Consider the following 25,481-nt stretch of genomic DNA (forward strand, 5'->3'; position numbering starts at 1 on the left):
TCTAAGTTTACAAGCTAGGCAGGAAGCGGTATTGTATAAAATTGCTCCATTTCAAATAGACAAAGCATATTTTTGCGGCGTTGCCCCAACGATTTTGACAAATGCTTTCGAAAAGTGACTCTGATCATAAAAGCCCACTTCTGCTGCAATTTCGGATATTGGTCGCTGCTTGGTCAATTCCAGCTTTGCATGATTGATTCTCAGCAAAATCTGATAAGCGTGCGGAGGCAGATGGCTCCATTTCTTAAATAGACGAACAAGATGAAATCTGCTGATACCCGCTTCATTCTCCAGCTGTTCCAACGTAACATTTTCGTCATAATGCGCATGCAGATACTCTTTTATCAGTTTGACGTACTTTTGATCCTGTTTACGCTGTGATTCATGTTCAAGATCTTCCGTATTCTGACTAACGAGTGCTTGTACCAGCTCAATTAAAGCCGTTTCGATTTCAAGCGGAGTACCTTTGCTAATAAGTGCCTCCATCGTCCGGTTTATTTGCAATCGACAAACATTATTTTTACCCTCTTCCAGCAAGTACGGGATATCAAGCTGGCCAAGCTCTGTATGATTAAGGCCTTGAAACCATTCGGGCTTGATGAAAAGCATCTTGTACTGCCACTCCATATCATCAAGAGGATGACAAGCATGCATCATTTTCGGCGGAAAACTAATGACCCTTCCCGCTTCAACTTGAAGCAGCGTTCCATCGCACCATGCGCTCGTTTCACCCTCATCTATAAGTCCAATCGAATATTCCTCATGAAAATGCTTTTGATAAGCAAGATCGCTCCTCATACATCGTTTTGCTTCCAAAAAAGGCAGCGAATCCTCGCGGTAAAAGGTCACAGTTGACATGCTTGTGTCCTCCTCTTAGGCTTCAACTTAACTATTCCATAAGCTTTATTATATCATGATTATAGTGAACCAATGGACATCCATATACACAAAAAAACACGCCCGAATTGGCGTGTTCTTCTTAGTAGCGTATGATGGAGTTTCACAATTGAATTTTTCTTAGTCCAGCTTAATTCCAAAACCGCTTCCTAGGTTGTTCCCAGCAACTAGAAATGCTTTCGCACTGCGCTGTAAGCTTGTTTCCTCTTCATAACTGAATGGGTCTGCACTTAATCGGTTGAATATTCTTTGCTCTGCTTCCCTTGAAGCCTCATCGATATCATAGATGTAAAAATGCTTTTGAAACTGCAATATATTGGAGCCATGACTTAAAATCTTATTTAAATCCGGATAAAGCAGCCACGAATGACAAATGTACACTGGAGATATTCCTCTAAAAAAAACTCTGGCTAATTCAAAGGACTCTTCTACGCCCTGTTGAGAAAGAGGTTCGCCTTGTGGAATATGTACATTAAGCACAATTTGATTTTTAAATATTTTTTGTCCTTCTACCTCTAAATCACGATCTATAGCAAAAGGCTGAAATTGCAATCTGCCCAATCGGAATAAACGAAGCTGAACATGCTCCTGCAGCCAATTATATTCCTCGATTCCGTATTCATTAAAATCTCGCTTGCAGTTTAAACACCAGATCTGAATATCTGAGAAGGTATCATAATAATATTGATCACTAATCCCTCGTATCTGGTACTCCTCATACGCATCTACAGCAAATCTAACAAATAAATACAATAACAATTTCCGATAACCTTTTGTTTGCTTTACCTTTTCAAAAATTGAATATCGATCTGAAAGAAAATGTTGTTTATATTGACTATACTCCTCTTCCTTCATAGGATACGCATATACTTGCCGCCGAGCAGCCTCGTTAAGCCTAATCCCCTCACAAAACTTTGTTATGTCCAAGACAATTCCACCTCTTTTTTCATCAAATCAGGTAAAAGATTTATTTATAGTCAATCTCCCCTGATTATATTGAAAAAATTGTACTCCTTGAATATTTTTTCATCAAGAGTAAAGTTTTGATCTATTCAATTAATTTTCCTTTTATCTTGTCAACCCATTTGTCCCCTCTCAAAGTCTACCGCTGCCAATAGTTATCGTCAAAGAGAGAGGGTCTATCCCGAAAGTAGCTGTAGCTACCTTTAGAACAGACCCTTTTCGCTGATGTGTATATACAGCAAGTAGAACCAAATATACTTCACACTCAAGCTCACCAATCGCTTCTATCCTGCATATATGCAGGGTAGAGGCTTGTATGCGATGCGGATAGGCGTCTATGTTGCACACCATACAACATAGAGACCGATTAGTTAGCTAACCATTGAAGTTTTCAACATTTTATTGCAAATATACAGGATAGGTGAGGTATACACGCTTATAAGGAATAAGTTACTGCATATGTGCAGGATAACAAGGTAGTTAACCACATGCTGGCCTTAAACTACCTCAAGATAAAACCTCTTACCGTTAGGTTGTCTGCTCATCTTGCACAAAATTTAACACCCGGTCATCCATATGAAAATGCTTTTGATAGGCAAGATCGCTCCTCATACATCGCTTTGCTTCCAAAAAAGGCAGCGAATCCTCGCGGTAAAAGGTCACAGTTGACATGCTTGTGTCCTCCTCTTAGGCTTAAACTTAACTATTCCATAAGCTTTAGTATATCATGATTCTAGTGAACCCATGGACATCCTTATACACAAAAAACACGCCCGAATTGGCGTGTTCCATCTTTATATGTTCACCTCGAATACTTCCTTCGCAACTTGAATCGCCGACACAGCTCGCGGCCATCCAGCGTAAAACGCCAGATGGGTCAACGCTTCGATCAGTTCTTCTTCGGTCAGACCGTTCTCTTTTGCAAGGCGGAGATGATAAGAGAGCTGTTCTGTAAGTCCACCGGTGACTAGTGCTGATATCGTAAGGAGACTGCGTTCCCGAAGCGATAATTGTTCTCTTCTCCACACGTCACCGAAGAGTACTTCTTCCGAATATCGCACGAAAGTAGGTGCAATATCCCCAAACGATTCTCGGGCAGTTGATTTGATTTTTTGATGTTTCATTCTTATGCCTCCCCTTAGTTGTCTGGACGTTCGATCATTTGTGCTACGCCGTTACCGAATGACCAGTCCTCGAATTCCGTATCGACCAGTACGACGAAAACGTCTTCTTTCCTCATGTTAAGCGTATTTGATAATCGTTCGGCTAACTTTGCGTAAAAGCTTTTTTTCTGCTCGGTGCTTCTTCCGGATTTGAGCGTAATTTGAATATAGAGTAGCCCGTCACTTCGCTCTATATTTAAGTAATTCCGGCTAAAATAAAACTCGCTTTCTTTGTGTGAATGGAAAACTTGAAAGCAATCATTCTCCGGCACGTTAAAATGCTGAATTAGTGCATTCATAATCGCCTGGCTTATGATGGGTAGCTGTTCTTTCCCATATTGGTTTTCCATGTAACTTACTCTGATGAATGGCATTTTATATCACTCCTTCAATGGGATAACTTAATTTTACTCCCCGCTAATTTATTTGTATAATTGAATAAAATGATATTTTAATTCAATTATACCGATGGAGATATGTGCTATGGACTTAAAGGAACTAATTACGTTTCGAACCATTATTCAAGAAGGAAACTTCACCAAAGCGGCCGCAAAATTGAATTACGCGCAGTCTACGATTACTAATCAAGTCCAGCGGCTGGAGAAGGAATTGGGCATCCAGCTATTTAAGCGAGGATGGGATGCAGAGTTAACCGCTTCTGGACAAATTTTTGCCGTGGAAATTGACAAGCTCATTCAACACTGGAACCATGTAACTGAGCAAGCAAAAGCTTTGCAAAGAGAGGAGATTGGCTCCCTGCGCGTCGGAGGACTAGCATCGATATTCGAGCATGTGCTGCCAAGCTCACTGCGGCAATTCCAGGAACTTAAACCAAAAGTATCATGTCACTTTGTCAGCGGGAACACCGACTCCTTGTCACGAGCGGTACTCCAGAACCAACTGGACTTTGCCATATGCGGAGAGCCTGCCGATTTTTCTTCATTTAGTTTTGAGCCTCTATATAACGAGAATATTTCCTTCATTGTAGCGAACAACCATCCCTTGGCTGAAAGAAACGGAATAATATCCTTTGAAGAACTGCTTAACTATCAAATGATCGTTGGAGGAAATACCTGCTTGTATTATCTGCGGTTAGCTAAGCAATATTCCCATTACACCGAAACCCCTTTTCTATATACGGTGAATCAAATTTCGGCTATTCCTTCATTCGTTCAGAGAATACCTTCCGTTGGAGCCGTTCTAGATTCAACAGCGTTACCCACGAATGTTGTGAAAATTCACGTTGAACTGAAGAATTCAACCATTCCAGTCGGTTTGCTGCAATTACGTAACACGGAGTATAATTCATCATCCAAAAATCTTTTCATGCAATATGTAAAAGAGGAACTGCGGCGAAATGAAGTGTATTGAGCTTTCGTTTAGCACCAAAAATAAGGTCAACCAGAAGCTATGATGGCATCTTTCTCTTTTGGGTCTGTTGATGCTCACTTAAGCAAATGGCGGGCAAGTGAATTTTGACGTATAATCGAGGCGGGTTATGGAGCTAAACACACATAGGTTCTTACAGTGTGCGAAACTGCTAGGTTTGTGGTCTGTAAGCACATATATGCACTTATAGAGTTGCTGAAGCGTATGGTCATGGCGGGAAATGGAGCAATAAGCACACATAGGTTCTTACAATGTGCGAAACGGCTAGGTTTGTGGTCTGTAAGAACATATATGCGCTTACAGTGTTGCTGAGGCATATGGTCAAGGCTGGAAATGGAGCAATAAGCACGCATAGGTTCTTACAGCGTGTGAAACGGCTAGGTTTGTAGTCTGTAAGAACATATATGCGCTTATAGAGTTGCTGAGGCGTATGGTCGAGGCAGGAAATGGAGCAATAAACACACATAGGTTCTTACAGTGTGCAAAACGGCTAGGTTTGTTGGAGGGTGCCCCTGAAGCTTATTGCTTTTGGAACACCCTCTGATTTACTTCATCGCTAAACCCTAGGGTTAAAGCTAGATTTAGGTTGTCTGCTCATCTTGCACAAAATTCAACACCCGGTCATCCACCGCTGCGGATTCCCCTAGATCAGGCTGGTCGCTAAGCGTGATTACAGGCTCAGTCAAGAAACCATGCAGCTCAAAAAAAACAATTTCGTTGCGTCCCTTTCGCAGCAAAGGCCCTGGGATATAAAGCGCACGCTGAGGTCCAATCTCCCAGTACCGTCCCAGATTAAAGCCATTAATCCATGCTACGCCTTTATTCCAACCATCAAATCTTAAAAAAGTGTCCCCGATCGCTTCTACCTCAAAGGAACCTTTGTAAAATGCAGGAGTTTCTACATGTAATTCATGAGCATTCGTTCTCTCGTAGCGGACAGATGATAAAGAATCAGGACAAAGGGGAAGCGTCCGAATCGTCCAATTGTATAAAAATTGATTATCAAGGAGCACTCCTTCCGTAATCCCCTTCGGATCACGAAGTCGAGGACCGTAATTGATTCGCCCCATGTTCTCGACAAGAATATCGAGTCTTGCCCCATTTTCCGGAATGCTAATATCTAAGGGCTTAGGGTCCCAGCGCTCCACCACACCTAATAACTTGCCATCTAGAAATACTTGCGCTCGGTCACGAACCTCTTGAATATGCAGCTTCTGCCCAGATCGAGGTCCTTTTACCCATGTCGAATACAAAATAAAACCGTACGCCTGATCAAATTTCTCCATAGGCTGTATAATTGTCGATTTTACTGGCTCTGATAATTGGTCCAAATTATCAAGCAGTGTCGCGCTCTCTGACAGTGTCACTTTGCCATATGAATATTTAGGAATCGGCTGCGGCATCTCACAACCTGGCTCGATGCCGTGCTTAGCAAACACGCTGCGAACCGCCTCATACTTGCTCGTCACATCTCCCCACTCACTCAGCGGTGCATCATAATCATAGCTAGTTACCGTAGGCTCATACGTTTTAATATGATTGGCGCCATTGTAAAATCCGAAATTCGTTCCGCCATGAAACATATAAAGATTAACCGATGAACCACTCTCTAATATTTTATCCAATTCGTCAGCCACTTCAGCTGCATCACGAACATGGTGAGGCTCCATCCAATGATCGAACCATCCATTCCAAAACTCCATAACCATAAGCGGTTCTGTTTCTCTATACTCCCGATACTTTCCGAACGATTCCGCAACTCGCGATCCAAAATTCACTGTTGCATGAACATCCTCTATCGTGCCGCCGAGCAGCATCTCGTCAGTAGGTCCGTCAGAAGTGAAGAGCAGCACGTCTATCCCTCTTTGTACAAGCCCATCTCGAATATAGGTCAAATAGGAGGTATCATTGCCGTAGCTGCCATATTCATTTTCCACCTGCACCGCAAGAATCGGGCCACCCTGCGTAGAGAGCAGTGGAACAAGCTTAGGAATTAATACATCGTAATAAAGGTCTACCTTCRCCAAATAGGCACTATCCGAGCAGCGAAGCTGCATATCACTCTCTTTCAATAGCCATGCCGGCAATCCCCCAAATTCCCACTCCGCACAAATAAATGGGCTGGGACGAACAATCACGTGCAAGCCCAGTTGTCCCGCAAGCTCAATAAACTGGACGATGTCTGCCATTCCTTCAAATTGAAATTGACCCTCCTGCGGCTCATGCACATTCCAAGCAACATAAGTTTCTACTGTATTAAATCCACATGCCTGCAATTTCTGCAAACGATCCTTCCAATACTCTGGCACGACACGGAAATAGTGTACGGCACCCGACACTATACGGTAAGGCTCCCCATGCAAGTAATACTGCCCATCTCTAATCTCCAATTGACTCATGGTTTCCTCTCCCAACCTTAATAGTTTCCAATGCTAACATCGAATCTAATTACTATTAAACACGGCAAAACGTTTTATTATTGGCCGCTCTACCGACTCAAGTACAGTTAAACGTATTCTGTCCGTGGAAATTGGTTGGAAGAAATCTATTTTTTTGTGCCCAATTGCGCTCCCACGGATCATTTCTATCCATTCATTGCCGACTTGAACCTCTATCTTATAGTCCCGTACCCGTTCTCCATAAGCGATATCTTCCATAGTGATGATATGGTCGATGACAAGTTTCCGAGGCAGCACAAGTTCGATAACCTCTCCCTCGCCAAACAGCTCGGCAAGTGGATGATCAAACCTGCGACGAACCTCGTTTCCAAACGAAATAACCCGGTTCACATCTGCCTCTGGCATAAGTCCATGGTTATCTGGGGTTACATTCAAAAGCAGTGTTGCACCATGGCCAACCGACCGATAATAGATGTCCATTAATTGCTCCAAGGAAAGCAGCAGATGCTCCTCCTCAGGATGCCAGAACCATCGGTCCTTCCGAATAGGGACATCACATTCTGCCGGTACCCAGCGAGGTGTTTCAGGCAGCCATTTTAGATCTCCTTCACTAAACATGCTTACCCGAGCAGATTCAGCTGTATTCCAGCAAGGATAAGGGGCAAGGCCATCCTCATTCCCTACCCATCGGATCGTCGGTGCTCCCATATTAAACACCATGGCATCGGGCTGATGCTGCTTAATTAAGCTCATGATTCGTTTCCAGTCATACTCTCTTCCTTCTGAGCCCGCTCCATCGAACCAGATCTCAACGAGTGGACCATAACCCGTTAGCAATTCCTCCAGCTGACTAGCGTAGAAGAGATCATACGCTTCTGGATCGGAATAACATGGTTCATGTCTATCCCAAGGTGATAAATAAAGGCCAAAGCCAATTCCTTCTTCAAGGCAGGCATCTGCACAATCCCTTACGATATCGCCTTTGCCCTCTCTCCAAGGACTAGATGCAACCGAATAGTCTGTCGTTGCGGTCGGCCAAAGACAGAAGCCGTCATGATGTTTTGCCGTAAGGACGAAGTATCGGAAGCCTGCAGCCTTTGCCGTACGCACCCACTGGCGGGCATCAAGCTGGGCCGGATTAAATAGAGAAGGTGAGTCATTCCCATCGCCCCATTCCTGATCACAAAACGTATTCATTCCAAAGTGACAGAACATTCCGAGTTCAAGATCCTGCCAACGACGCTGCTGCTCGGTTGGCACTGATAATGATAATGATAAGTTAGCCATGCTGCATCTCCCTTTCCTTGCACTCTTAAGTTGCCATTGATCCGACACAAGAAAAAGGAGCTTTGCAGCAGCCATGTCTAGACTGCTCAAAGCTCCTCAATTTCGGTTTCAATTCACTTAACTTTATTTTGTTTCTTTCTCATCAATGATTCTCGTCGCTTCTTTTACCATCCATGCTTGTACATCGTCAATGGAATCGCTGCTAAGCATGAACTTGCTAAAGCCATCTCCGATAACTTTCGTCAAATCAGCAGTACTTGTCGTTACCACTTGTGAAGCATCCAAATATTTAATTTCAGGGCCAAACAATGTGTTTTTAAGCGATTCAACATCATATTTATCAGCGTTTGCACCGATCAAACGATCAAGTACGACGTTTTGGTCTGATTTTTTCCAGCCAGAGAATTCATTTCTTGATTCCGAATCAGTTGTTGTCATAAAGCGCATTAATTTGAATGAAGCTTCTTTATGCTTGGAAGTCGCACCCATTACTAGATGCCCTCCACCTACAAAGTACTTACCGCCTTCATAATCTTTTGGCTGCGCATTCGCAGGAGGAAGTGGAACTGGAGCAAATGCCGTTTTGAAATCATGCGGATATTGCTCCGTATTTCCTGGGTCAGGAATCATAAAGCTTCCGGAAAGAATCATAGCAGCACTTTCACTGAAAAATTCAGTACGATAGTTAAGCTTCGATGCAAGAACATCCGCATAAGGCTTAGCCGATTTATCTACCGTTTCCATGTCTTTGCGCAGCTGGAAGAAGTATTTATAAGTTGGATCAGCCAAGATCGTCGTTCCATCATCATAACGGAAAGGATCTTTCATCACCGTTTGGGCTGGAGCATTCATATACAATTCCCATGTATGGAAGTACGAACCGTACTGTTTATCCACGCCTTCGCCTTTGGTCAGCTTCTTGGAATAATCGCGGAAGTCATCCCATGTCCAACCGTATGTCGGCACTGGCAAGCCTGCTGCATCTAGGGCATCCTTATTCAATAGAATGAACTGGTAACCTGTAGACATCTGCATGCCGTAAGTTTTGTCGCCCACTTTTGGATTAACAAAATATTCATCCGCAGCAACGAGATTATTGGCAGCATAATATTCATCCAGCGGAGCTAGCGCGCCTCTAGTTGCTCTTTCGATAACCGCTGACGCGCTCGGAACGTTTACGACGTCGACCGCTTCACCCGAAGAGATTAGAAAATCAAGCTTTTTCAACATTTCCAAGGAATTACCCGGAACAAGAATGACATGCTCAACTTTAATATCCGGATTTTCTTTCTCAAATTCTTGCAGCATAGCTTTTGTACCAACCTCTTGAGCTGCACTGTCAAAATTGTAATACTTAATGGTCACTTGCTTGTCCGCCGTACCCTCAGACCCGGCAGCGTTTGAGCTTTTAGGCGAATTAGAATTACCTCCACATGCGCTTAGCACTGCAAAAGCCGCCAACAAAAGACAGATCGAAACTAAAAACTTGCGTTTACCCTTATGATTCATTTTTTTGCCCCCCTATTTAATAGCTGACTCATCTTCTTTCATCATCAGTATAAAGATTGGACGATTCATAGAAGAGTATAATTTTGAGGTAAAATGATTACTTTTTTGACTTTTTTTCAAATATCACCCTTTGACTCCGCCAAGGGCAATTCCGTTAATTACTTGCTTCTGCAATATAATAAATATAATTAATAACGGGATAATAGCTGACAGCGCGGCCATCATCATAATGGCATCATTCGTTGTATAATCATCCCTGAACAGGCTCATACCAAGCGGGATCGTATACAAATCCTTTGATTGCAGGAAAATAAGCGGATTCTGATAATCATTCCATGACCATATGAACTTTATAATAGCGACGGTAGCAAGAACCGGTTGGCACAGCGGAATGATAATCGAGCGGAAAATCCTTAAATGGCCAGCTCCATCAATTCTTGCAGCTTCCATATACTCATCGCTGATCCCCGCCATGAACTGGCGAAGCAGGAATGTGAAATAAATAGAAAACATCCCCATAAAAATAAGTGCAAAGTGACTATCGTAAATACCCAGCCAGCGAACCAGCATAAACCGAGGAATTAGGGTGGCTTGATCCGGTATAATCATGAACGAAATCAGAGCCATAAATACAAGACCTCTCCCTCTAAACCGGAGTTTGGTAAATGCAAAAGCTGCCATAGTGGAAAAGAGCAATGTGAGACATGTGACTATTAAAGCTATTTTAATAGAGTTGAAATAAATATGAAGAAAGTTTACATTTCCCATCCAAACTGCTTTAAAATTGTACAACACATTAATATTTTTAGGAATCCACTCAATGGGAAAACGCATAACATCCTTTTCAAATTTAAACGCTGATGAAATCATCCATATGAATGGAACTAGGAAGAAAATAGATATGGCACCCATGATAATGGTAACAATTATTTTTGATATATTTTTTCTTATGATAAGCAAACTGACCCCTCCCCCTTATAATGATTCTTCATTTCTGAATTTCCAGGTAACCGCAGTAATGACAGCAATAATCGCAAATAGCAGCCATGAGATTGAAGCCGCGTACCCCATGTTATAATTTACGAATCCTTCCTCATAAATCCGGAATACAATGACTGTAGAAGAATTGTCTGGTCCCCCTGCTGTCAAATAAGAGATGATATCAAATACTTTAAAAGAACCAATCAACATCGTAATAAACAAGAAGAACGTTGTCGGTCGAAGCAATGGAACCGTAATTTTGAGAAACTTGGTCATTGAAGTCGCACCGTCGATATCCGCCGCTTCATATAGTTCATTCGAAATACTTGTAAGACCGGCCAAATAAATAATAATCGTATAACCAAGCCCTGCCCAAGAAGTGATGATCGCAATGGCGATAAGTGAAGTTTTTGGGTCCACCAGCCACTTAGGCGGGTTGGAAATGCCTAGATCCATCAAAAACTGATTGATCGGTCCTAGTGAAGGATGGAACAATGCGCTCCACACTGCCGCTACAGCAATAATGGATGAAATATAGGGAATGAAAAACACAACCTTAAAGTAATCCTTCCAAAACACCTTATTGTGAATGAGAACAGCGAGTACCAGCGATATCGCAATCGGAACCGGCACCGTTAGCACGGTATAAAGCAGATTGTTTTTCAACGCTTTAATGATGGTTGGATCATGAAACATTTTAATATAATTGTCGATACCGTTAAACTTAATGCCCCCTAGACCTGATAACAAGTCCCACGAAGTAAAGCTCAAATAAAGAGAAAACCCAAGTGCAAATACATTCAGCAATAACATACCTATGATTTCTGGGGCAAGAAACAGCCAGCCGATTAATGCTTCTTTCCGCCTCGGAGTCCAAAATTTTCTTGGCTTCTGTAGAATTTCAGGGTTTGTGATTGGTTTAGCAGCTTCCATTTCGTATCACCTCAACATTTATTAAGTTGATACTAATGATAATAGAAATCCACAGGACAAGAACGATGGATTATGACTTCGTAGGAGCAATATTTTGACTTTCCAAATGGGTTACATTCGGCGAAAACACCATAAGAGTTTTGAACAATGGGAACGACAAAAAAACCTGTACCCCGGCATTATCGGAGGACAGGTTTCGATTGTGGCTGCAGTCTATTCATCTTACATAAGTGTTAATCGTATAATTTGCTTTATATTCACTTGGAGTCATGCCTATATACTTCTTGAACACTTTTGAAAAATAAGTTCTATCCGAATATCCCAGTCCCATAGCTAAAGATTCGATGCTTTGGTTGGACGTTTTCAGCATTTTTGCAGCAATTTTCATTTTATACTGGTGAACAAAATCCGTGAAATTCACACCCGTCAGTCGTTTGAAATAGCGGGAGAAGTAGCTTGAATTCAAATACAAATGACGTGCCATGTCAATTGAGGTAATGTTTTCGGATAGATTTTTATCTAGATATTGTTGAATCACCTGCAGCTTCGGCTCCTGGATCACAGGTTCTAATCCCTTCTGCCGGTTTTTTGCAATGTGAATAAGCTTTCTCTCAATCAGTCCTGTTACATCGAGCAAAGTCCTTGCAGAAGACAGGTATATATAAATCCCCTCATCCGACTTCCATCTTGAGAACATTATATCAATGCTGCGAATGAGTGTTGATAAATCTTGAACCAGCTCACTTGGCTCGACTCTATTCTCTTCTGCATTTTTTCCAATATTTGCGACGATATTATGGATACTGTCAAAGTCGCCTTTCATAATCGCACGCTCAATATCTGATTTATAACAATCTAGAAAACCTAGCGGATAGGATAAAAACATGCTTTGTAAGAAGACATTCATATTCGTAACCGTAAACTCACTGCTTTTGTAAAACTCATTTTTATATTGAATCACCTGCTGATAGACGGCTCCAATGGATTGCAGCTCCATCTTATCTGTCACGGTGACTATATTAAGCTGCAATTTCAGAAACTGTAGACAAAGAGCCTGCAGCTCCTGCATATACTTTTTAAAATAAGGATAAGCATTGTTCGCCAAATTATTTCGGTAATTATACAAAATAACTAAATTGTCTTTTTCCAAAAATGGCGTTATTCCATCATACGAACCAGACAGCTCCACCGCGATATTGTGGATCGCATAAAAAATTAACGAAATATTGTTCTGAACGTAAAGCGATTCGTAAGTTGAGAAATTGATATGGACTACGCCCATCATAAAGAAGGGGTATCCCCATGAGATGCCTAGCTGAGCTGCATACCCCACAGTTGATGTGGGATTAACACCATCAATGACTCTTTGAAACAAGCCTTGCTTGAACAGCTCACTGTTATAGTTCGATACTTCATTGTCGATCTTTGTGACTTTCATTTTGAGCAATTGTATGGATTTTCCTAAGCTTTGCTCAAGCTGCTCCGCCGTTAATTGATCTTTAAGAAGATAATCATCGGCATTCAGCTTTACTGCCTGCTGGGCGTAATGAAAATCCTCGTGGCAAGTCAAAAATATGACTCTAATATCCGGTTTCATCTGGCGGAAAATAGCTGCTAGCTCAATACCGCTTTTTTGCGGCAGTCCAATGTCAGTGATGACGATATCAGGCGACGTTTCTTCAAACATATGCAATGCCTTTGCACTTGAATAGGTAGCCCCCACTACGTGCAGCTGGAGTGACTCCCAATCGATCATTTGCTGCAAAACCCGAATCATAGGGACATCATCATCAATTAACATTACTTTATACATCACCGTTTCACCCCTCCGAAGAATAAACATGCCGTTCAATAACAGGAAGATGAAGGAAGGCTGTTACCCCGCCCTGTACATTTTCATATAGAGCTAACGCCGCCGTTGGACCAAATGTTAATCTTGATCTTTGAATCACATTAATCAAGCCGACCCTTTGATAAGAAGAGGACTGCTCTGAGCCGATGGAATGCAGATGATGGTTCAATGCAGCTAACTGTTCTTCCTCTATTCCACTACCGTTATCCTCTATTTCAATGACAATACCGTTCTCTACTCTTCTTGCTTGGATCGAAATTTTGGCAGCAGGATTGTCTACCAAACCATGTACAATCGCATTTTCAATTAAAGGCTGCAGCATCAGCTTCGGAATTAATAATTGTTCCAGCCCTGGTTCAAGCTCAACCGTAAGCTCAAGTACCATTTCATTTCTAATCTTCATAATATCGATGTAATGCCCGAGCAGCACGCACTCATCCTTCAATGAGGTCGGTTCATTTACCTTCAGATAGGCTCTTAGCAAGCTCATTAATGAATCGATGCTTTTGCTATGCAGAAGATCCTTGTGCAGGATGAGACTGCATTTGATTGAGTTCAATGTATTAATTAGAAAATGCGGCCGAATTTGCATGAACAAAGCCTCGAGCTCCATGACTCTCTTCAGCTCCTGTTCATGCTCAATATCATGGATAAGCCCCTTGAGCTGCTCCATCATCGTGTTCAACGAATGACCAAGCTCAGCGATATCGTCTTTGCCTTTCACTTCAAGCTTTACATCAAGGTTTCCCATTCCAAATTGCCTGACCGCACGCTGCAATTTTTGAATTGGCCTGTGCAATCTCCTTGCAATAAACATAGAAGATATGGAAAAAATAATAAAGAGGAAAATAACGCCTCCAATACCCAAATAGAAGGTTCTTGAAATTTCCCCCGTAAAGGTTTCCTTATTCGCTTCATAAACAAGCGTCCAGTCCGTTTTGTCTAACGTAACTTCAGAACGGAGAATATCTCTGCTTGCTGCTGCATCGTGCGACAGAAGCTCCGTGCTTCCAGCAATAAGCGTTCCCTCTGCATCAAAAAGCGCTACTTTACCAAACTCAATGGGCTTTAGCACTTTCTCAAAGTATGACTCTGAAATACCAATAATCAGAACCGATAGATAGCGTTTGTCATCATTATCATGAATCACTCTTGCCATATAATAGGTCCCTTCCTTATCGGACTCTTCTTTTACCATACCGAGCCGTTGCAGGGTTTCCGGCCTTTTGAGATCAATTTTTTTATATAAATCGTCTAGGTTTCTATTAACTAAATTCAAATCATCCTCATTCGAAGAAATAATAAAGCCTTTTCTATTGACCAAATACATTCGAATGTTATTATTTAAGGGTTTCGATGTAATGAGCGAAAATACTCCCCTTATGTTCGTAAAATTTGTGTAATCCGCATACGTATTCAACCGTTCTGTATCCGCGAATTTTTTCAAATCTGACCGGACATTCGTATCATTAACTATGAAATGCGATGCGAATATAACATCATCAATCGTTGTTCCAATCTCTTCGATCATGACATTCAAGAAGTTGTCATTGCTCAGCTGAAGCTTCTCAACCATCGTCTCTTTAATAAGCACAAATGAGATGACAGATACAGTAATGATAGGAACAATAATAAATAGGAGAAATGACAGCTGAATTTTTTGATAATAGCTTAACCTAGACATATTTACCGCGCCTCTTTCAAGTTGCTTTCATGACTATTGCAGCAGGGTAGCTTATCGCCTTTTTTCGCGTTTCAGGCTTTATTTTATAACGGTAATCTCCTTGACCTTATCTTTCAAGGATATTAACACCACTTCGCCAAAAATCTGTGTGCCGTCAACCATGTATGAATCAATATGAGAGGATGGAGCCCTATGGCATACAACAATGATATATTGCTCTGTTGAATGCGGAATCACAATCCGGCATGCTTCTACGCTGTTGTCCTCTGCCAACTCACCAGTATATAGGTAGACTGGAACTTTTTCAACGATAGGAATGCTTGTTTCTCCCGCGCGTAAAGGGTAAAGCACCTGCATCATCGATGTGGTACCTGAACCAGTTCTCTCGTAGGTCACATATTGGTTAGGCTCCACTAGATTATATTCATAAGAAATAACACCCTCGCTCTGCTCAGCCTTAAGTCCAGCAGTCTGGATCGGAATAATGCAAAGATTTGCATCATTCTCATTTGTCGTGTGACAAATACCCGTCTCCTGCGATAAGCTCAGTTGTCCAGGAGCAAAATGAAAAAACTGCTTAAACGTATGTTCATTCTGGCTTTTAAAGCAATCCACCACAAGCCAAAAATATGGTTTTACAAAGATGATGCTCCTGCTTGGGTAGACAGAATCATCCAAATGAATGTATCCATCGTGGCTCCCGCTAACGTAATCAAAATTCAGCTCCGAAATCCACTCCGTGCCTGTTCTTGAAGCTATTCGCCCAAATTTCCATGTATCTATAACTTCCGTAAATTCAATATCATCAACTACCGTTGTATTATGGGAGCTGCAATGTTTAAGCTGCTTCCGCAGCGGCGTATGATAAGAGTAGTTGTATCTCCCTAGATCCGTAAGCAGATCCTTGCCGTACGCATGAATATCGATATGAAGCATATCCGCGTGCCCATGTCCTCCTCCAAGAGGACCACAGCGGAAATAGAGATACAACGCTTGTTCTTCCCAGCCAGAGCGCATTACATAATGCCCTGAGTGTTCAAATGCATAAGATTGCTGCGGCGGTATTTGAACGGGGCAATCTTCATAATAGCCAATACCTTCAGGCCCGAAGTTCCAAGCTTGATCAAAATCGACCTTCTCCCATCCAGCAAACCGAAACATGGGGTCTTTGAAAATAATCGCAGCAGCCGTCATAACTGACCGAATATCATTATTATCGCTATCACCAAGCATCACCTGTCTATGATCCGGTCTTGCCCAGTAGAGAGAGGCAGCAGCCATGCTCTTTACCGAACGAGTAAAACTAGCTTCCATGGTCAATTTATTTTTTTGAGCCAGAGTCATCATGTCTAGGAAGCAGTTCAGCACCTCATGATGATATGTGGGGGACTGCTCCCAGTGAATGCCGTCATTCATCACTTGCAGTCGTGACGTTTCTCTCAGCCTCTCACCCGTTAGCTGCTGCCAGTGAAGTGTTCGCTTAAATTCTGGAACGAATACGGACATTTGAAATAATCCACTCGTTTCAATAACTCCCCAGTTGCTAATATTACTCCAGCCTGTGAATGATGAAGCTAAATAATCTGCATGCTCATGGAGGGAGACTAACATCTTTGCAAATAGACGCGGCGTCATAACTTGGCTTTCGATTAAATAAGGCAGTGCCTTGATCCAGTTGCTGCAGCGTAGTCCCGCCTCAATAGAGCGCCAAGTTAACGTATTCCTAGTCTGCGCAGAAGGAACGGGATTTCGATCAATCCAATCCTCTAATTGTAGACAGAAGGTGCTCGCGTATTTCTCATCTCCAGTAAGCTGATAGGCTTGTCCAAGTGCAACCCAGTATCGGTGTCGATTAAGCATGTAGGCCCATTCCACATCACTATCTTGAATGTGATTCCAATCGATTAGCCGCTCAAAGCCTACAGGAACACGGGTACGTTCCATATCCCACTGAAAGCGGAATAGGAAGGTTTGCGATACGACCTCATCAGCTGTTTGCAGCACTTCCTGCACTTCTTCTGAACAATGTACATGCACATAGTCGCAAACCTGTTGTATTTCTTTCTTTTGCAAATACATCCTAGGAGAAGTTCGCTCTATAAAATATTGCTTTAGCACTGCAAATGCATCATTAAGCTGATTTTGAAGGCTGGCCTTCTTTACCACTTCTAACCCTTCATACTCTAGGTTTAATAGGTCAAATAGGCGCTCTTCATACTGAGCTTGGTTATTTGCCTTCATACCAATAACCCCCGATACCCTTCTCAAGCCTCATTAGCGCTTCCAGATAGTAATAATCTCCCCAGATCATATAGTCATCTGGCGACAATCCTCCGTGCACATAATATGATCCATGCTTAAGCAGTCCCTCTGCGTCTTTTTCCCCAATCGTCGCGTATTTCTGAACGAGTGAGGTCATTGATTTCTCAAGATGCTCTTGGAAATAAAGACGTTCAGGGTCTTGCTGCTCCATGAGGGATAGGAGCTCTAATAATCCCGCAGCTACAATCGCAGAGGCCGAGCTGTCTCTGTAAGTATCTCTCTCAATGGGAGCATTGAAGTCCCAGTAGGCTACATGGTCGTCTGGCAAATGCTCAAGGAAATAACGGGCAAGTCGCTTTGAAGCTTCGAGGAACTTTTTATCCTTAGTGTAGCGATATGAGAGTGCGAATCCATATACCCCCCACGCTTGTCCCCTTGTCCAAGTTGAACCATTCGTATACCCTTGATGCGTCGCCCCTCCGATCGGTTCACCCGTTTCTGGCTGAAAGAAGAACGTATGATAGGAGCTGTCATCCCCTCTTACTAGGTAACGCCTTGATTTTTCTGCTTGTATACGAGCTGCTTCCATATAGGATGGATTTCCTGTCTGTTCGCTCGCCCAATACAAGAGTGGAAGGTTTAACAGACAATCGATGATGATTCGGCCGCCCTCTTTAGCATCTCCCTTTTGTCCCCAAGCTTGAATATAGCCGCCAGGTTCACACCACCGGTTCATTAGCAAATCCGCTGCTTGCAGCGTTAATTGTCGGGCTACTTCATCCTTCTCCACGATCCATTGTGCTTTGGAGGACAGTGAGTATAAAAAACCGATATCATGATGATCGAGCACAACGTGATTCTTCAAACGTTGATGAAAACTTGTAACCGTCTGATCCGCCGCATTCCGAAACCGTTCGTCTTGTGTATATTCGTAGCATAACCACAGCATCCCGCTCCAAAAGCCATTGGTCCAATCATTATTTTCATTCAATTCATAGGTTCCATTGCTGCTGACATGAGGGAATTTCCCCTCAAATCTTTCTATATTTTTTAGCGTCTTTGCAATAGCATCATCAATAGCCGTTTTCCACACGATGCAAGGCCCCCTTCATTCAACATTTTATTAGTTACGCTCAATCATAACGAAAGAATGATCGTCTAATGAGAATGAATTTTTGCAGGAATGTGCATTATTTTGACTTTTTTCAAAAACTTCGTTTGATCTATGATTAAAATACAAAAAGAGGTTGTCCAAGCCTCGTTTAAGACTTGGAAACCTCTTCTTTGATGTTAGTCTCACTTGAATCAAGACTCCGTCTACCAATTATAAGTGTCACTCTGTTGCCGGCTTAACAACATACATGGTTTCGGGTGGCATCAGAAATTGATAGGTGCAATCCGACCATTCAGCCATTATAAGTTTATTTGCCAGATTACGAATTTCAAGTTGTACCTTGCTATAAATAGCAAGCTTCCCGCCGATCTCAGTACGAATCTTGGCTTCCTTTAGCTTTCCATCCAACCATTCGATATCAACCGTGAACCCGCCCCTTGCCCGCAAGCCTGTAATACGGCCGGATGACCATGCGGGAGGAAGTGCGGGCAGAAAAAGCAGCTCGCCTCCGTGCGATTGCAGCAGCATTTCTTGTATTGCCGCTGCCCCTCCAAAATTAGCGTCAATCTGAAATGGCGGATGATCTCCGAATAAATTAGGATGAACGGCTTTACGCAACAAATCTTGCAAGCTGTTATGGGATTTGTCGCGATCACCTAACCTCGCCCAAAAATTCGCAATCCAGGCCTGACTCCATCCTGTATGTCCGCCTCCATGCGCCAATCTCCGCTCGAGGGTACGCCGTGCGCCTTCTCCTAATTCCGGCATTCGATGAGCCAAAATTTGCTCCCCCGGATGTAGAGCAAATAGATGTGAAATGTGCCGATGTCCAGGCTCAGCTTCCTCATAGTCGACAGCCCATTCCATAATCTGACCGTACTGGCCAATCTCCGGCTTAGGGAGTCTGCTCCGAGCTTCCTTCCATTCCACTTGAAGCAGTGGATCAAGATCAACAATTTTTGCTGACTCTATACAGGCTGTAAATAACGCGTACAAAATCTGAGAGTCCATCGAAGGACCAACGCATAACGACCCGATTGCACCGCTTTCTGATACATAACTGTTCTCTGGAGAAAGGGATGGTGCGGTTATAAGCCTGCCTTTATCATCCTCGATCAGATAATCGAGGAAAAATAGCGAGGCCTCCTTCAGCACTGGATAAGCTCGTTCACGTAGAAACGATACGTTACTGTTGTATCTGTAATGCTCCCATAAATGAAGGGCAAGCCACGCACCTCCTGATGGCCAAAAAATTGCTGGCGCCCACGCGCAAAATATCCCTGTTTCCGCCCACAGATTGGTTACAGAATGTGCTACAAAACCTCTTGCACCGTATAATTTGCGTGCCGTTTCTCGTCCGTTAACCACCAGCCGATCAATGAGATCGAACAGCGGCTCATGACATTCAGCCAAATTACCCGCTTCCGCGATCCAGTAATTCATTTGCAAATTGATATTCAGATGGAAGTCTGATTCCCAAGGAGGTGTGAAGCTTTCATTCCATATTCCCTGTAGATTAGCCGGCAGGCTGCCGGGTCTTGAGCTTGCCATTAGCAAATAACGTCCGTAATGATAGAACAACGCTTCAAGACCTAAATCTATATCACCCTGCTGATAATGCAACAGCCGCTCAGAGGTAGTTTTTTTTTCAAGCTCAAGATTATTCTCATCAGCAGAGCCTAATGTTAGTGAAACTCTATCGAATAAACGACTATGGTTTTGAACATGCCTATTCCTAAGCTCTGCATATGGCAAAGAAGCTGCCTGCTCCACCTGTTTGAGCGCCTCTATGCACGGATCAATGCACCTAAACGAGGTCTGTGCGGCTAATATTAAAGTAACTGAACTCGCATGACGGATATCTAAATAGTTCCCAACCGTCTGTATCTTGCCCCCATCCACGACTGCTCGTAATACAGCTGCGTAATGAACGCCACCTGGCCCACATTGTCCTTTCATTGTCAGAGTACCATCTGCCTCACTGCCAACTTCCCCCTCAAATGGCCTTCGACTCAAACGGGCAGTTAAAGTAAGAGCAGCCTGCTGCGAAGCAGTCAGACGGATAATGAATACTTGGTCTGCTGCACTAGAGAAGACCTCCCGCCGATAGTGCATAGTTTCAGACTTATACTCAATAAAGTTGATTCCAGAATGAAGATTCAACTCTCGCTGATAATCCGAAGCGTTGTGATGACCTTCCATCTTAATGGTTAAATCACCAAGCGGATGATACGGGCCAAAATAATGTGGCGCATTGGTCATATGCAGCAACGCTAATCTTTCTGCTTCCTGCGGTTCTCCTTCCAGCAATAAGCTTCTAATTTCCTGCAGCTTTCCAATGGATGCTGGATTATCATTGCCTATCGGTCCTCCATACCAGATGGAGTCTTCATTTAATTGAATTCTCTCGGATTGAATCCCACCGAATACCATGCCGCCCAAGCGTCCATTGCCGATTGGAAATGCCTCAGTCCAAACATTAGCAGGCCGTTTCTCTATCAATCTGTCATTGTTAATCCCCATATTTTCTCACTCCAAATTAGTCCTTTAGAACGCTATGCTGGTAACTAAAATATCTAGCAATTTATTATCCAAGGAACTTAAAACGTTAATAATGCTGAAATATACAACAGTCATCATTCCACTATAGAGCAAACAAGGACAATTCAAAGGAGCGATACTGACTTTGGGCAAGTAAGATTTTGACTATTTGACTGTCTGAATCTTTATGTCAATGCAATTCAATTCCTTGCTTTGTTTTAAATACTACAGTGCCTTTTCAAACATCATCTTTTTTTGTTTAGTGGCAGCGGTTCTGCCTTCGATTTTCGCGGAGGAGGTGGAGAAAAAAAAGGGGATAAGCGTAGAAATCATTGATTTTTCAGACTCATGGAGGACCAATGTATTTTCAACACAATGAAAACATGTCGAAGGACTCCAAAAAGCACTGGATTTTTAATAACAAAAAGCCCCCGCCACCTTCCGTTCCTTCGACGGTCAGCCATGCGCGAGCTATGTCATAAGAAAATTCTTCTATTCCTTATTTTAAGTTTGAAGATTGCTATTTCAATTGACTTTAGCAGAAGCTAATTCAATTGAAATACCATCGCAAGACCCACCGTCTCGGGCGTCTTCGCTCCTAAAGCAGGATTTCAAGCCCTGTGCTACTTAAATAACATCGTATCAATCATATCGTTTCCAAAACGTGGTGCAAAAGAATTCAGCAATCCTTTTCATATCCCGCCCAACTTTGTACCTTGCAACAGCTGACGTTTCGTCCATTCGTTGGCGACGATCGCATCACCGTCCACGGACAACTGCTCATACAGCCGTCTCCTAAGCACGGTAAGCAGCTCTGCGTTCTCTGACTTCCCACTCACATTAACCAGTTCTCCAGGATCATTACCCATGTCATACAGCTCATCTACGTCTGTTAAATTCCAAACGTACTTCCATTCTGCCGTGCGAATCATCCGCTGCGTGTAAAGTCCGAACTGTTGGCCGTTATAAGTGGATACAACGGCATCCCGCCAATCGGCAGGCTCCTCCCCAGCCAGCAGTGGCACAAGTGAGCGCCCCTGCAAATCCCCAGGCTCACAAGTTTGCAGATTGAGAAGCTCCAAAAGCGTCGGCGGCAAATCTAGAAAATTATAAACAAATCGGTCACATCGTCCGCCCACTTCTACGTCCCCGACGACGCCCGGCATCCGAATGATCAGCGGCACCCGAACAACATCGTCGTACATGATGTAGTGCTTATCCATCATACCGTGGGAACCGCACATGTCACCGTGATCTGCAGTAAAGATCACAATGGTGTTATCCGCCATACCTAACCGATCCAGCGTCCCCAACACTCGTCCAATTGCATCGTCGAGCTGACTAATGATGGCGTAATAACGGGCAACGATCGGCGCCCAGTCCTGCCAATCATAATCGGCAACGCCCCAGCTCTCCAGCTGCTGGCGCTGAATGTACGGCTTTCCGGCAAAGGTATCGCGGAAGCCTGCCCACTCCGGGATGTCCGCAGCATCATACATCTCTGCAAAAGGAAGCGAAGGTCGGCAAGGCAAGTGGGGATCGCTGAAGTGCAGCGCCATATGCCATGGTCGACCATCGCCTTGCAGCCGCTCCAGCGTCTCACTTGCACGCGCGGCGAACCAATGCGTCTCTGCGTCCTCTAGCGGGAGCGGACTCTGTTCGCCGAAGAAGCCATTCTCGTATCGGACGTCCGGATGCTTTTGCGAGATAAAGTCATGATATTCAGCTTCGCTGACATATGAATCGAAACCATAAGCCGCAGGTCCGTGCACCGGATTGACTCCCCATTTGCCCAAATATGCGGTTGCATAACCGCTCTCCGCAAGTGCTCTCGTCCATGTATAGTCCTCCGGCGGCAGTGCAGCCACAGGCAGCGCCCCGCTGTAATTCCATAAAGCGCCAAATGTTTCCGGCCTCCTGCCGCGCAGGAGCGACTGCCTTGCCGGTGCACATACCGGCAGTACGGAATAAGCGTGGGAGAAGGAGACTCCTTGTTCAGACAGACGGTCAATGTGTGGTGTGCGAACGGGATATTTACCGCTGAAGCCCACGCAATCCTCTCGTAATTGGTCTGCCGTAATCAGCAGTACGTTAGGCCTCCACTCTTTCATCGAGTGTGGCATGCGCGCTCAGCTCCTTTCCTTCTCGCACACCCTTTGTACCGGTCCGATATTCGCGCGGCGAGCAGCCGGCATAACGAACGAACAGTCGGCTAAAAAACGATGGATCGTCGTAGCCGACCATGGTCGCGATGTAGATGACCTTCTGGTCGGACTCCAGCAGCATCCGCTTCGCCCGTTCAATACGAATTTCGTGCAGCAGGTCGAATACGCTTTTCCCAAACTCCTCGCGCACCAACCGATTCAGCTGCCTTGTGCTGACATTAAACAGGCCGGACAACGCTTGAAGCGTAATTTTTTTGTCAAAATGGCGTTCGAGATAACCGGAAATCCGTCTAGCCATCATCACTCGTTCCGATTGCCGCGGGGATTTATGAATACGATGGCTTTGCATATAGGCGTAATAGCGAGACAGCAGAACGAGCAGCTCCACCATCTGCAGGCGAATCAACGTCGTGTGGCCGGGGCCGCGGCTGTTGAGCTCACGGATCATATTCTCCAGCAGCGCCAGCACGGACGACGCCTCTTGCCCGTTCAGATTCAAATAATGGTTGAAACGGACATCCTGCTTCAGGAAGGGATGCACGTAAAAGTAGTCCATCGATGCCGTTATTTCCAGCTCCTGAAGCAGCGCATCGGGAATAAAGGACGGCATAAACAAACAGTTGATGATTTCCATACTCCCGCCACTCTCTACGGAATAAGCATGCGTCTCGCCGGGATTGATAATAAACACATCACCCGCATGAATATTGTAGTGGTTGCCTTGGAAGATATGAACGCCCTGTCCATGCACCACAAAGACGAGCTCAATGAACTCGTGACCGTGTTCAGAGACAGACGCTTGCACCATCCGATTGATCCAGAACGGGAATTCATCCTTCATGTAACTATTGCTTCCCAGTATATGCCCCATCCTTCATCCCCTCGGTTCGTAATCGGATCAAGATCCGATGGTCTGTTCATGCAGCCCGTCTGTCGCTTGATCAAATCGTTCACGGCGCGGATCCTGAAACCATTCGTCCCACGTCATCCCTGACTCCGCCAAAATCTGCTCAATGCGTCTGCGGAACGGAAGTCCCGCCTCGCGAAGCTGCCGATCCTTCGGATCTTCGCGTCCCCCCAGCTTCGCCTCCACCCAACTATCCAGCTGCCGTTCCAGCTGATCGGCGAGCTCTGGCTCCCGCTCCGCAAGATTTACCGTCTCTTCTGGATCGGCATCCAGATCATACAGCTCTCTAGGCGGTCTAGTAAAAGGCCCCGCGTCGTACGTGCGAATAAACTTGTAGCGCTCCGTCCGTATGCCGCGTGCCGCTTGCCACGCGCATTCACTAAGGTAGACAGCATCGTGCGTTCCGTCAGCCAAGTTGAGAATAGAAGGCCATAAGCTTCGGCCGTCCATGCCTGGTGGGTCTGCAACTTTCATATGCTCGATACCTTCTGGCTTCTCGCTGCGTATCGCTTCCAGTATTGTCGGCATGAGGTCAACCTGCTGCACGAGACCTTRCACCCTGCGCCCCTCTGGGATACGACCCGGCCATCGCATAATAATCGGCACATGGACAGTCGGCTCGTATAAGCCGCAGTGATCCCAGTAGATGTCGTGCTCCGTCAGACTTTCGCCATGATCTCCGAATAGAATGAGCAGCGTATCCTCTTTGATACCTAACTTCTCCAGATGAGCGTCGAGTTCCTTCAAACGATCGTCAAGATAGCGGATTTCTGCATCATATAGCGCGTCGTAGTAAGCGCTGTCGGTCACTGGGCCAACGAGATCGTAATGGTGGTGCTTAAAGAAAGGATAGGCGGAATGATTGTAAGCCGGTTCCATGCTTCGGTTGTTCGGATCATACGGATCACGCCCCGCTTCATAAAAGTCTGGAATATAGGATTCCGGCGGCAAATAAGGCGTATGAGCATCCCAGTAATGAAGAAACAAAAAGAACGATTCATCCTTATGCTCCGCCAGCCATGGCATAGCTAGATCGTTGACCGTTCGGCCGTCGATCCAGCGATTGCCGCCAACGCTGTTCGTATAGTAGCGATAGCCGCGGGCAAACCATTCCTTAAGCTGGTACAAATTGTCCACCGCCGATGTCGTGAAGCCCGCGCCGCGCAGCAGGTTTGGCAGCCACGGTGTCGATTTGGGCAGATGCGTCAGCTCTGAGCCATGGGAGACAATCCCTGTCGTGAGCCCTACTTTGCCTGTAAAAATGCCGGTATGCGCCACTTCGGTTGGAATGTCTGCGGCATAAGCTCGCTCGAACAGCACACCTTGCTCGGCAATCTGGTCCAAATATGGGCTTGTCGGCTTCGAATAGCCGTACCCGCTCAGCCTTGATGCACGAAGCGTATCCAGCGATATCAGTATGATCTTCATTGTATGT

At 44.3% G+C, this 25,481-nt stretch carries 19 protein-coding genes; 1 reads left to right on the forward strand and 18 read right to left on the reverse strand.

The features are described 5' to 3' along the window. Positions 1–51: 51 nt before the first annotated feature. The 5 genes from AC1DPK_RS02465 to AC1DPK_RS02485 all read right to left on the reverse strand — a co-directional run bounded on the left by AC1DPK_RS02465 (position 52) and on the right by AC1DPK_RS02485 (position 3,397). The gene (locus tag AC1DPK_RS02465) at positions 52–858 is read right to left on the reverse strand and encodes a helix-turn-helix transcriptional regulator (RefSeq protein WP_477509175.1); all 807 of its coding nucleotides are present in this window, start codon (positions 856–858) and stop codon (positions 52–54) included. Positions 859–1,017: 159 nt separating this feature from the next. Next, positions 1,018–1,824, reverse strand: a complete 807-nt coding sequence (locus AC1DPK_RS02470; RefSeq protein WP_477509176.1) for an acyltransferase domain-containing protein — start codon at positions 1,822–1,824, stop codon at positions 1,018–1,020. Positions 1,825–2,388: 564 nt separating this feature from the next. Next, positions 2,389–2,532, reverse strand: coding sequence for a hypothetical protein (locus AC1DPK_RS02475; RefSeq protein WP_477509177.1), 144 nt, complete (start codon positions 2,530–2,532; stop codon positions 2,389–2,391). A 122-nt stretch (positions 2,533–2,654) separates the two neighbouring features. Continuing rightward, entirely contained in the window at positions 2,655–2,984 is a 330-nt protein-coding gene (locus AC1DPK_RS02480; protein ID WP_477509178.1) for a carboxymuconolactone decarboxylase family protein, read from the reverse strand. 14 nt (positions 2,985–2,998) lie between these two features. Beyond that, the gene (locus tag AC1DPK_RS02485) at positions 2,999–3,397 is read right to left on the reverse strand and encodes a tautomerase family protein (protein ID WP_477509179.1); all 399 of its coding nucleotides are present in this window, start codon (positions 3,395–3,397) and stop codon (positions 2,999–3,001) included. Between the two features lie 109 nt (positions 3,398–3,506). Between AC1DPK_RS02485 and AC1DPK_RS02490 the strand changes: the two genes are divergently transcribed. Then, a complete protein-coding gene (locus tag AC1DPK_RS02490) occupies positions 3,507–4,394 on the forward strand; it encodes a LysR family transcriptional regulator (RefSeq protein WP_477509180.1) in 888 nt (295 codons plus the stop codon). A gap of 599 nt (positions 4,395–4,993) precedes the next feature. On the opposite strand, the gene AC1DPK_RS02495 is transcribed toward AC1DPK_RS02490, so the two are convergent. From AC1DPK_RS02495 to AC1DPK_RS02555, 13 genes are all read right to left on the reverse strand, one after another. Continuing rightward, on the reverse strand, positions 4,994–6,811 hold the full coding sequence (locus AC1DPK_RS02495; RefSeq protein ID WP_477509181.1) for a glycoside hydrolase family 35 protein: 1,818 nt from the start codon (positions 6,809–6,811) through the stop codon (positions 4,994–4,996). A gap of 45 nt (positions 6,812–6,856) precedes the next feature. Continuing rightward, a complete protein-coding gene (locus tag AC1DPK_RS02500; RefSeq protein ID WP_477509182.1) occupies positions 6,857–8,098 on the reverse strand; it encodes an alpha-L-fucosidase in 1,242 nt (413 codons plus the stop codon). A 123-nt stretch (positions 8,099–8,221) separates the two neighbouring features. Beyond that, positions 8,222–9,607 carry an ABC transporter substrate-binding protein gene (locus AC1DPK_RS02505; RefSeq protein ID WP_076269514.1) on the reverse strand — a complete coding sequence of 462 codons (1,386 nt, stop codon included), beginning with the start codon at positions 9,605–9,607 and terminating at the stop codon, positions 8,222–8,224. A gap of 123 nt (positions 9,608–9,730) precedes the next feature. After that, positions 9,731–10,519, reverse strand: coding sequence for a carbohydrate ABC transporter permease (locus tag AC1DPK_RS02510; protein ID WP_076269617.1), 789 nt, complete (start codon positions 10,517–10,519; stop codon positions 9,731–9,733). A gap of 63 nt (positions 10,520–10,582) precedes the next feature. Next, positions 10,583–11,521 carry a carbohydrate ABC transporter permease gene (locus AC1DPK_RS02515; RefSeq protein ID WP_076269513.1) on the reverse strand — a complete coding sequence of 313 codons (939 nt, stop codon included), beginning with the start codon at positions 11,519–11,521 and terminating at the stop codon, positions 10,583–10,585. A gap of 217 nt (positions 11,522–11,738) precedes the next feature. Then, the gene (locus AC1DPK_RS02520) at positions 11,739–13,334 is read right to left on the reverse strand and encodes a response regulator transcription factor (protein ID WP_477509327.1); all 1,596 of its coding nucleotides are present in this window, start codon (positions 13,332–13,334) and stop codon (positions 11,739–11,741) included. 7 nt (positions 13,335–13,341) lie between these two features. Beyond that, positions 13,342–15,057 carry a sensor histidine kinase gene (locus tag AC1DPK_RS02525; RefSeq protein WP_477509183.1) on the reverse strand — a complete coding sequence of 572 codons (1,716 nt, stop codon included), beginning with the start codon at positions 15,055–15,057 and terminating at the stop codon, positions 13,342–13,344. Positions 15,058–15,135: 78 nt separating this feature from the next. After that, positions 15,136–17,298, reverse strand: a complete 2,163-nt coding sequence (locus AC1DPK_RS02530) for an alginate lyase family protein (protein WP_477509184.1) — start codon at positions 17,296–17,298, stop codon at positions 15,136–15,138. Beyond that, positions 17,285–18,412 (reverse strand): glycoside hydrolase family 88 protein, encoded by a 1,128-nt coding sequence (locus AC1DPK_RS02535; protein ID WP_477509185.1) that lies wholly within the window; start codon positions 18,410–18,412, stop codon positions 17,285–17,287. Before AC1DPK_RS02535 ends, AC1DPK_RS02530 begins: the two co-directional genes overlap by 14 nt. 240 nt (positions 18,413–18,652) lie before the next feature. Next, complete coding sequence (locus AC1DPK_RS02540) at positions 18,653–20,956, reverse strand: glycoside hydrolase family 95 protein (RefSeq protein ID WP_477509186.1); 2,304 nt, start codon at positions 20,954–20,956, stop codon at positions 18,653–18,655. Between the two features lie 710 nt (positions 20,957–21,666). Then, the gene (locus AC1DPK_RS02545; protein WP_477509187.1) at positions 21,667–23,097 is read right to left on the reverse strand and encodes a sulfatase family protein; all 1,431 of its coding nucleotides are present in this window, start codon (positions 23,095–23,097) and stop codon (positions 21,667–21,669) included. Next, entirely contained in the window at positions 23,066–23,980 is a 915-nt protein-coding gene (locus tag AC1DPK_RS02550) for a helix-turn-helix domain-containing protein (RefSeq protein WP_477509188.1), read from the reverse strand. Before AC1DPK_RS02550 ends, AC1DPK_RS02545 begins: the two co-directional genes overlap by 32 nt. 57 nt (positions 23,981–24,037) lie before the next feature. Next, positions 24,038–25,474: a sulfatase family protein gene (locus AC1DPK_RS02555; RefSeq protein WP_477509189.1), complete on the reverse strand. Its 1,437-nt coding sequence runs from the start codon at positions 25,472–25,474 to the stop codon at positions 24,038–24,040. Between the last annotated feature and the right edge of the window lie 7 nt (positions 25,475–25,481).

This window comes from Paenibacillus sp. 01T424 (assembly GCF_056398745.1).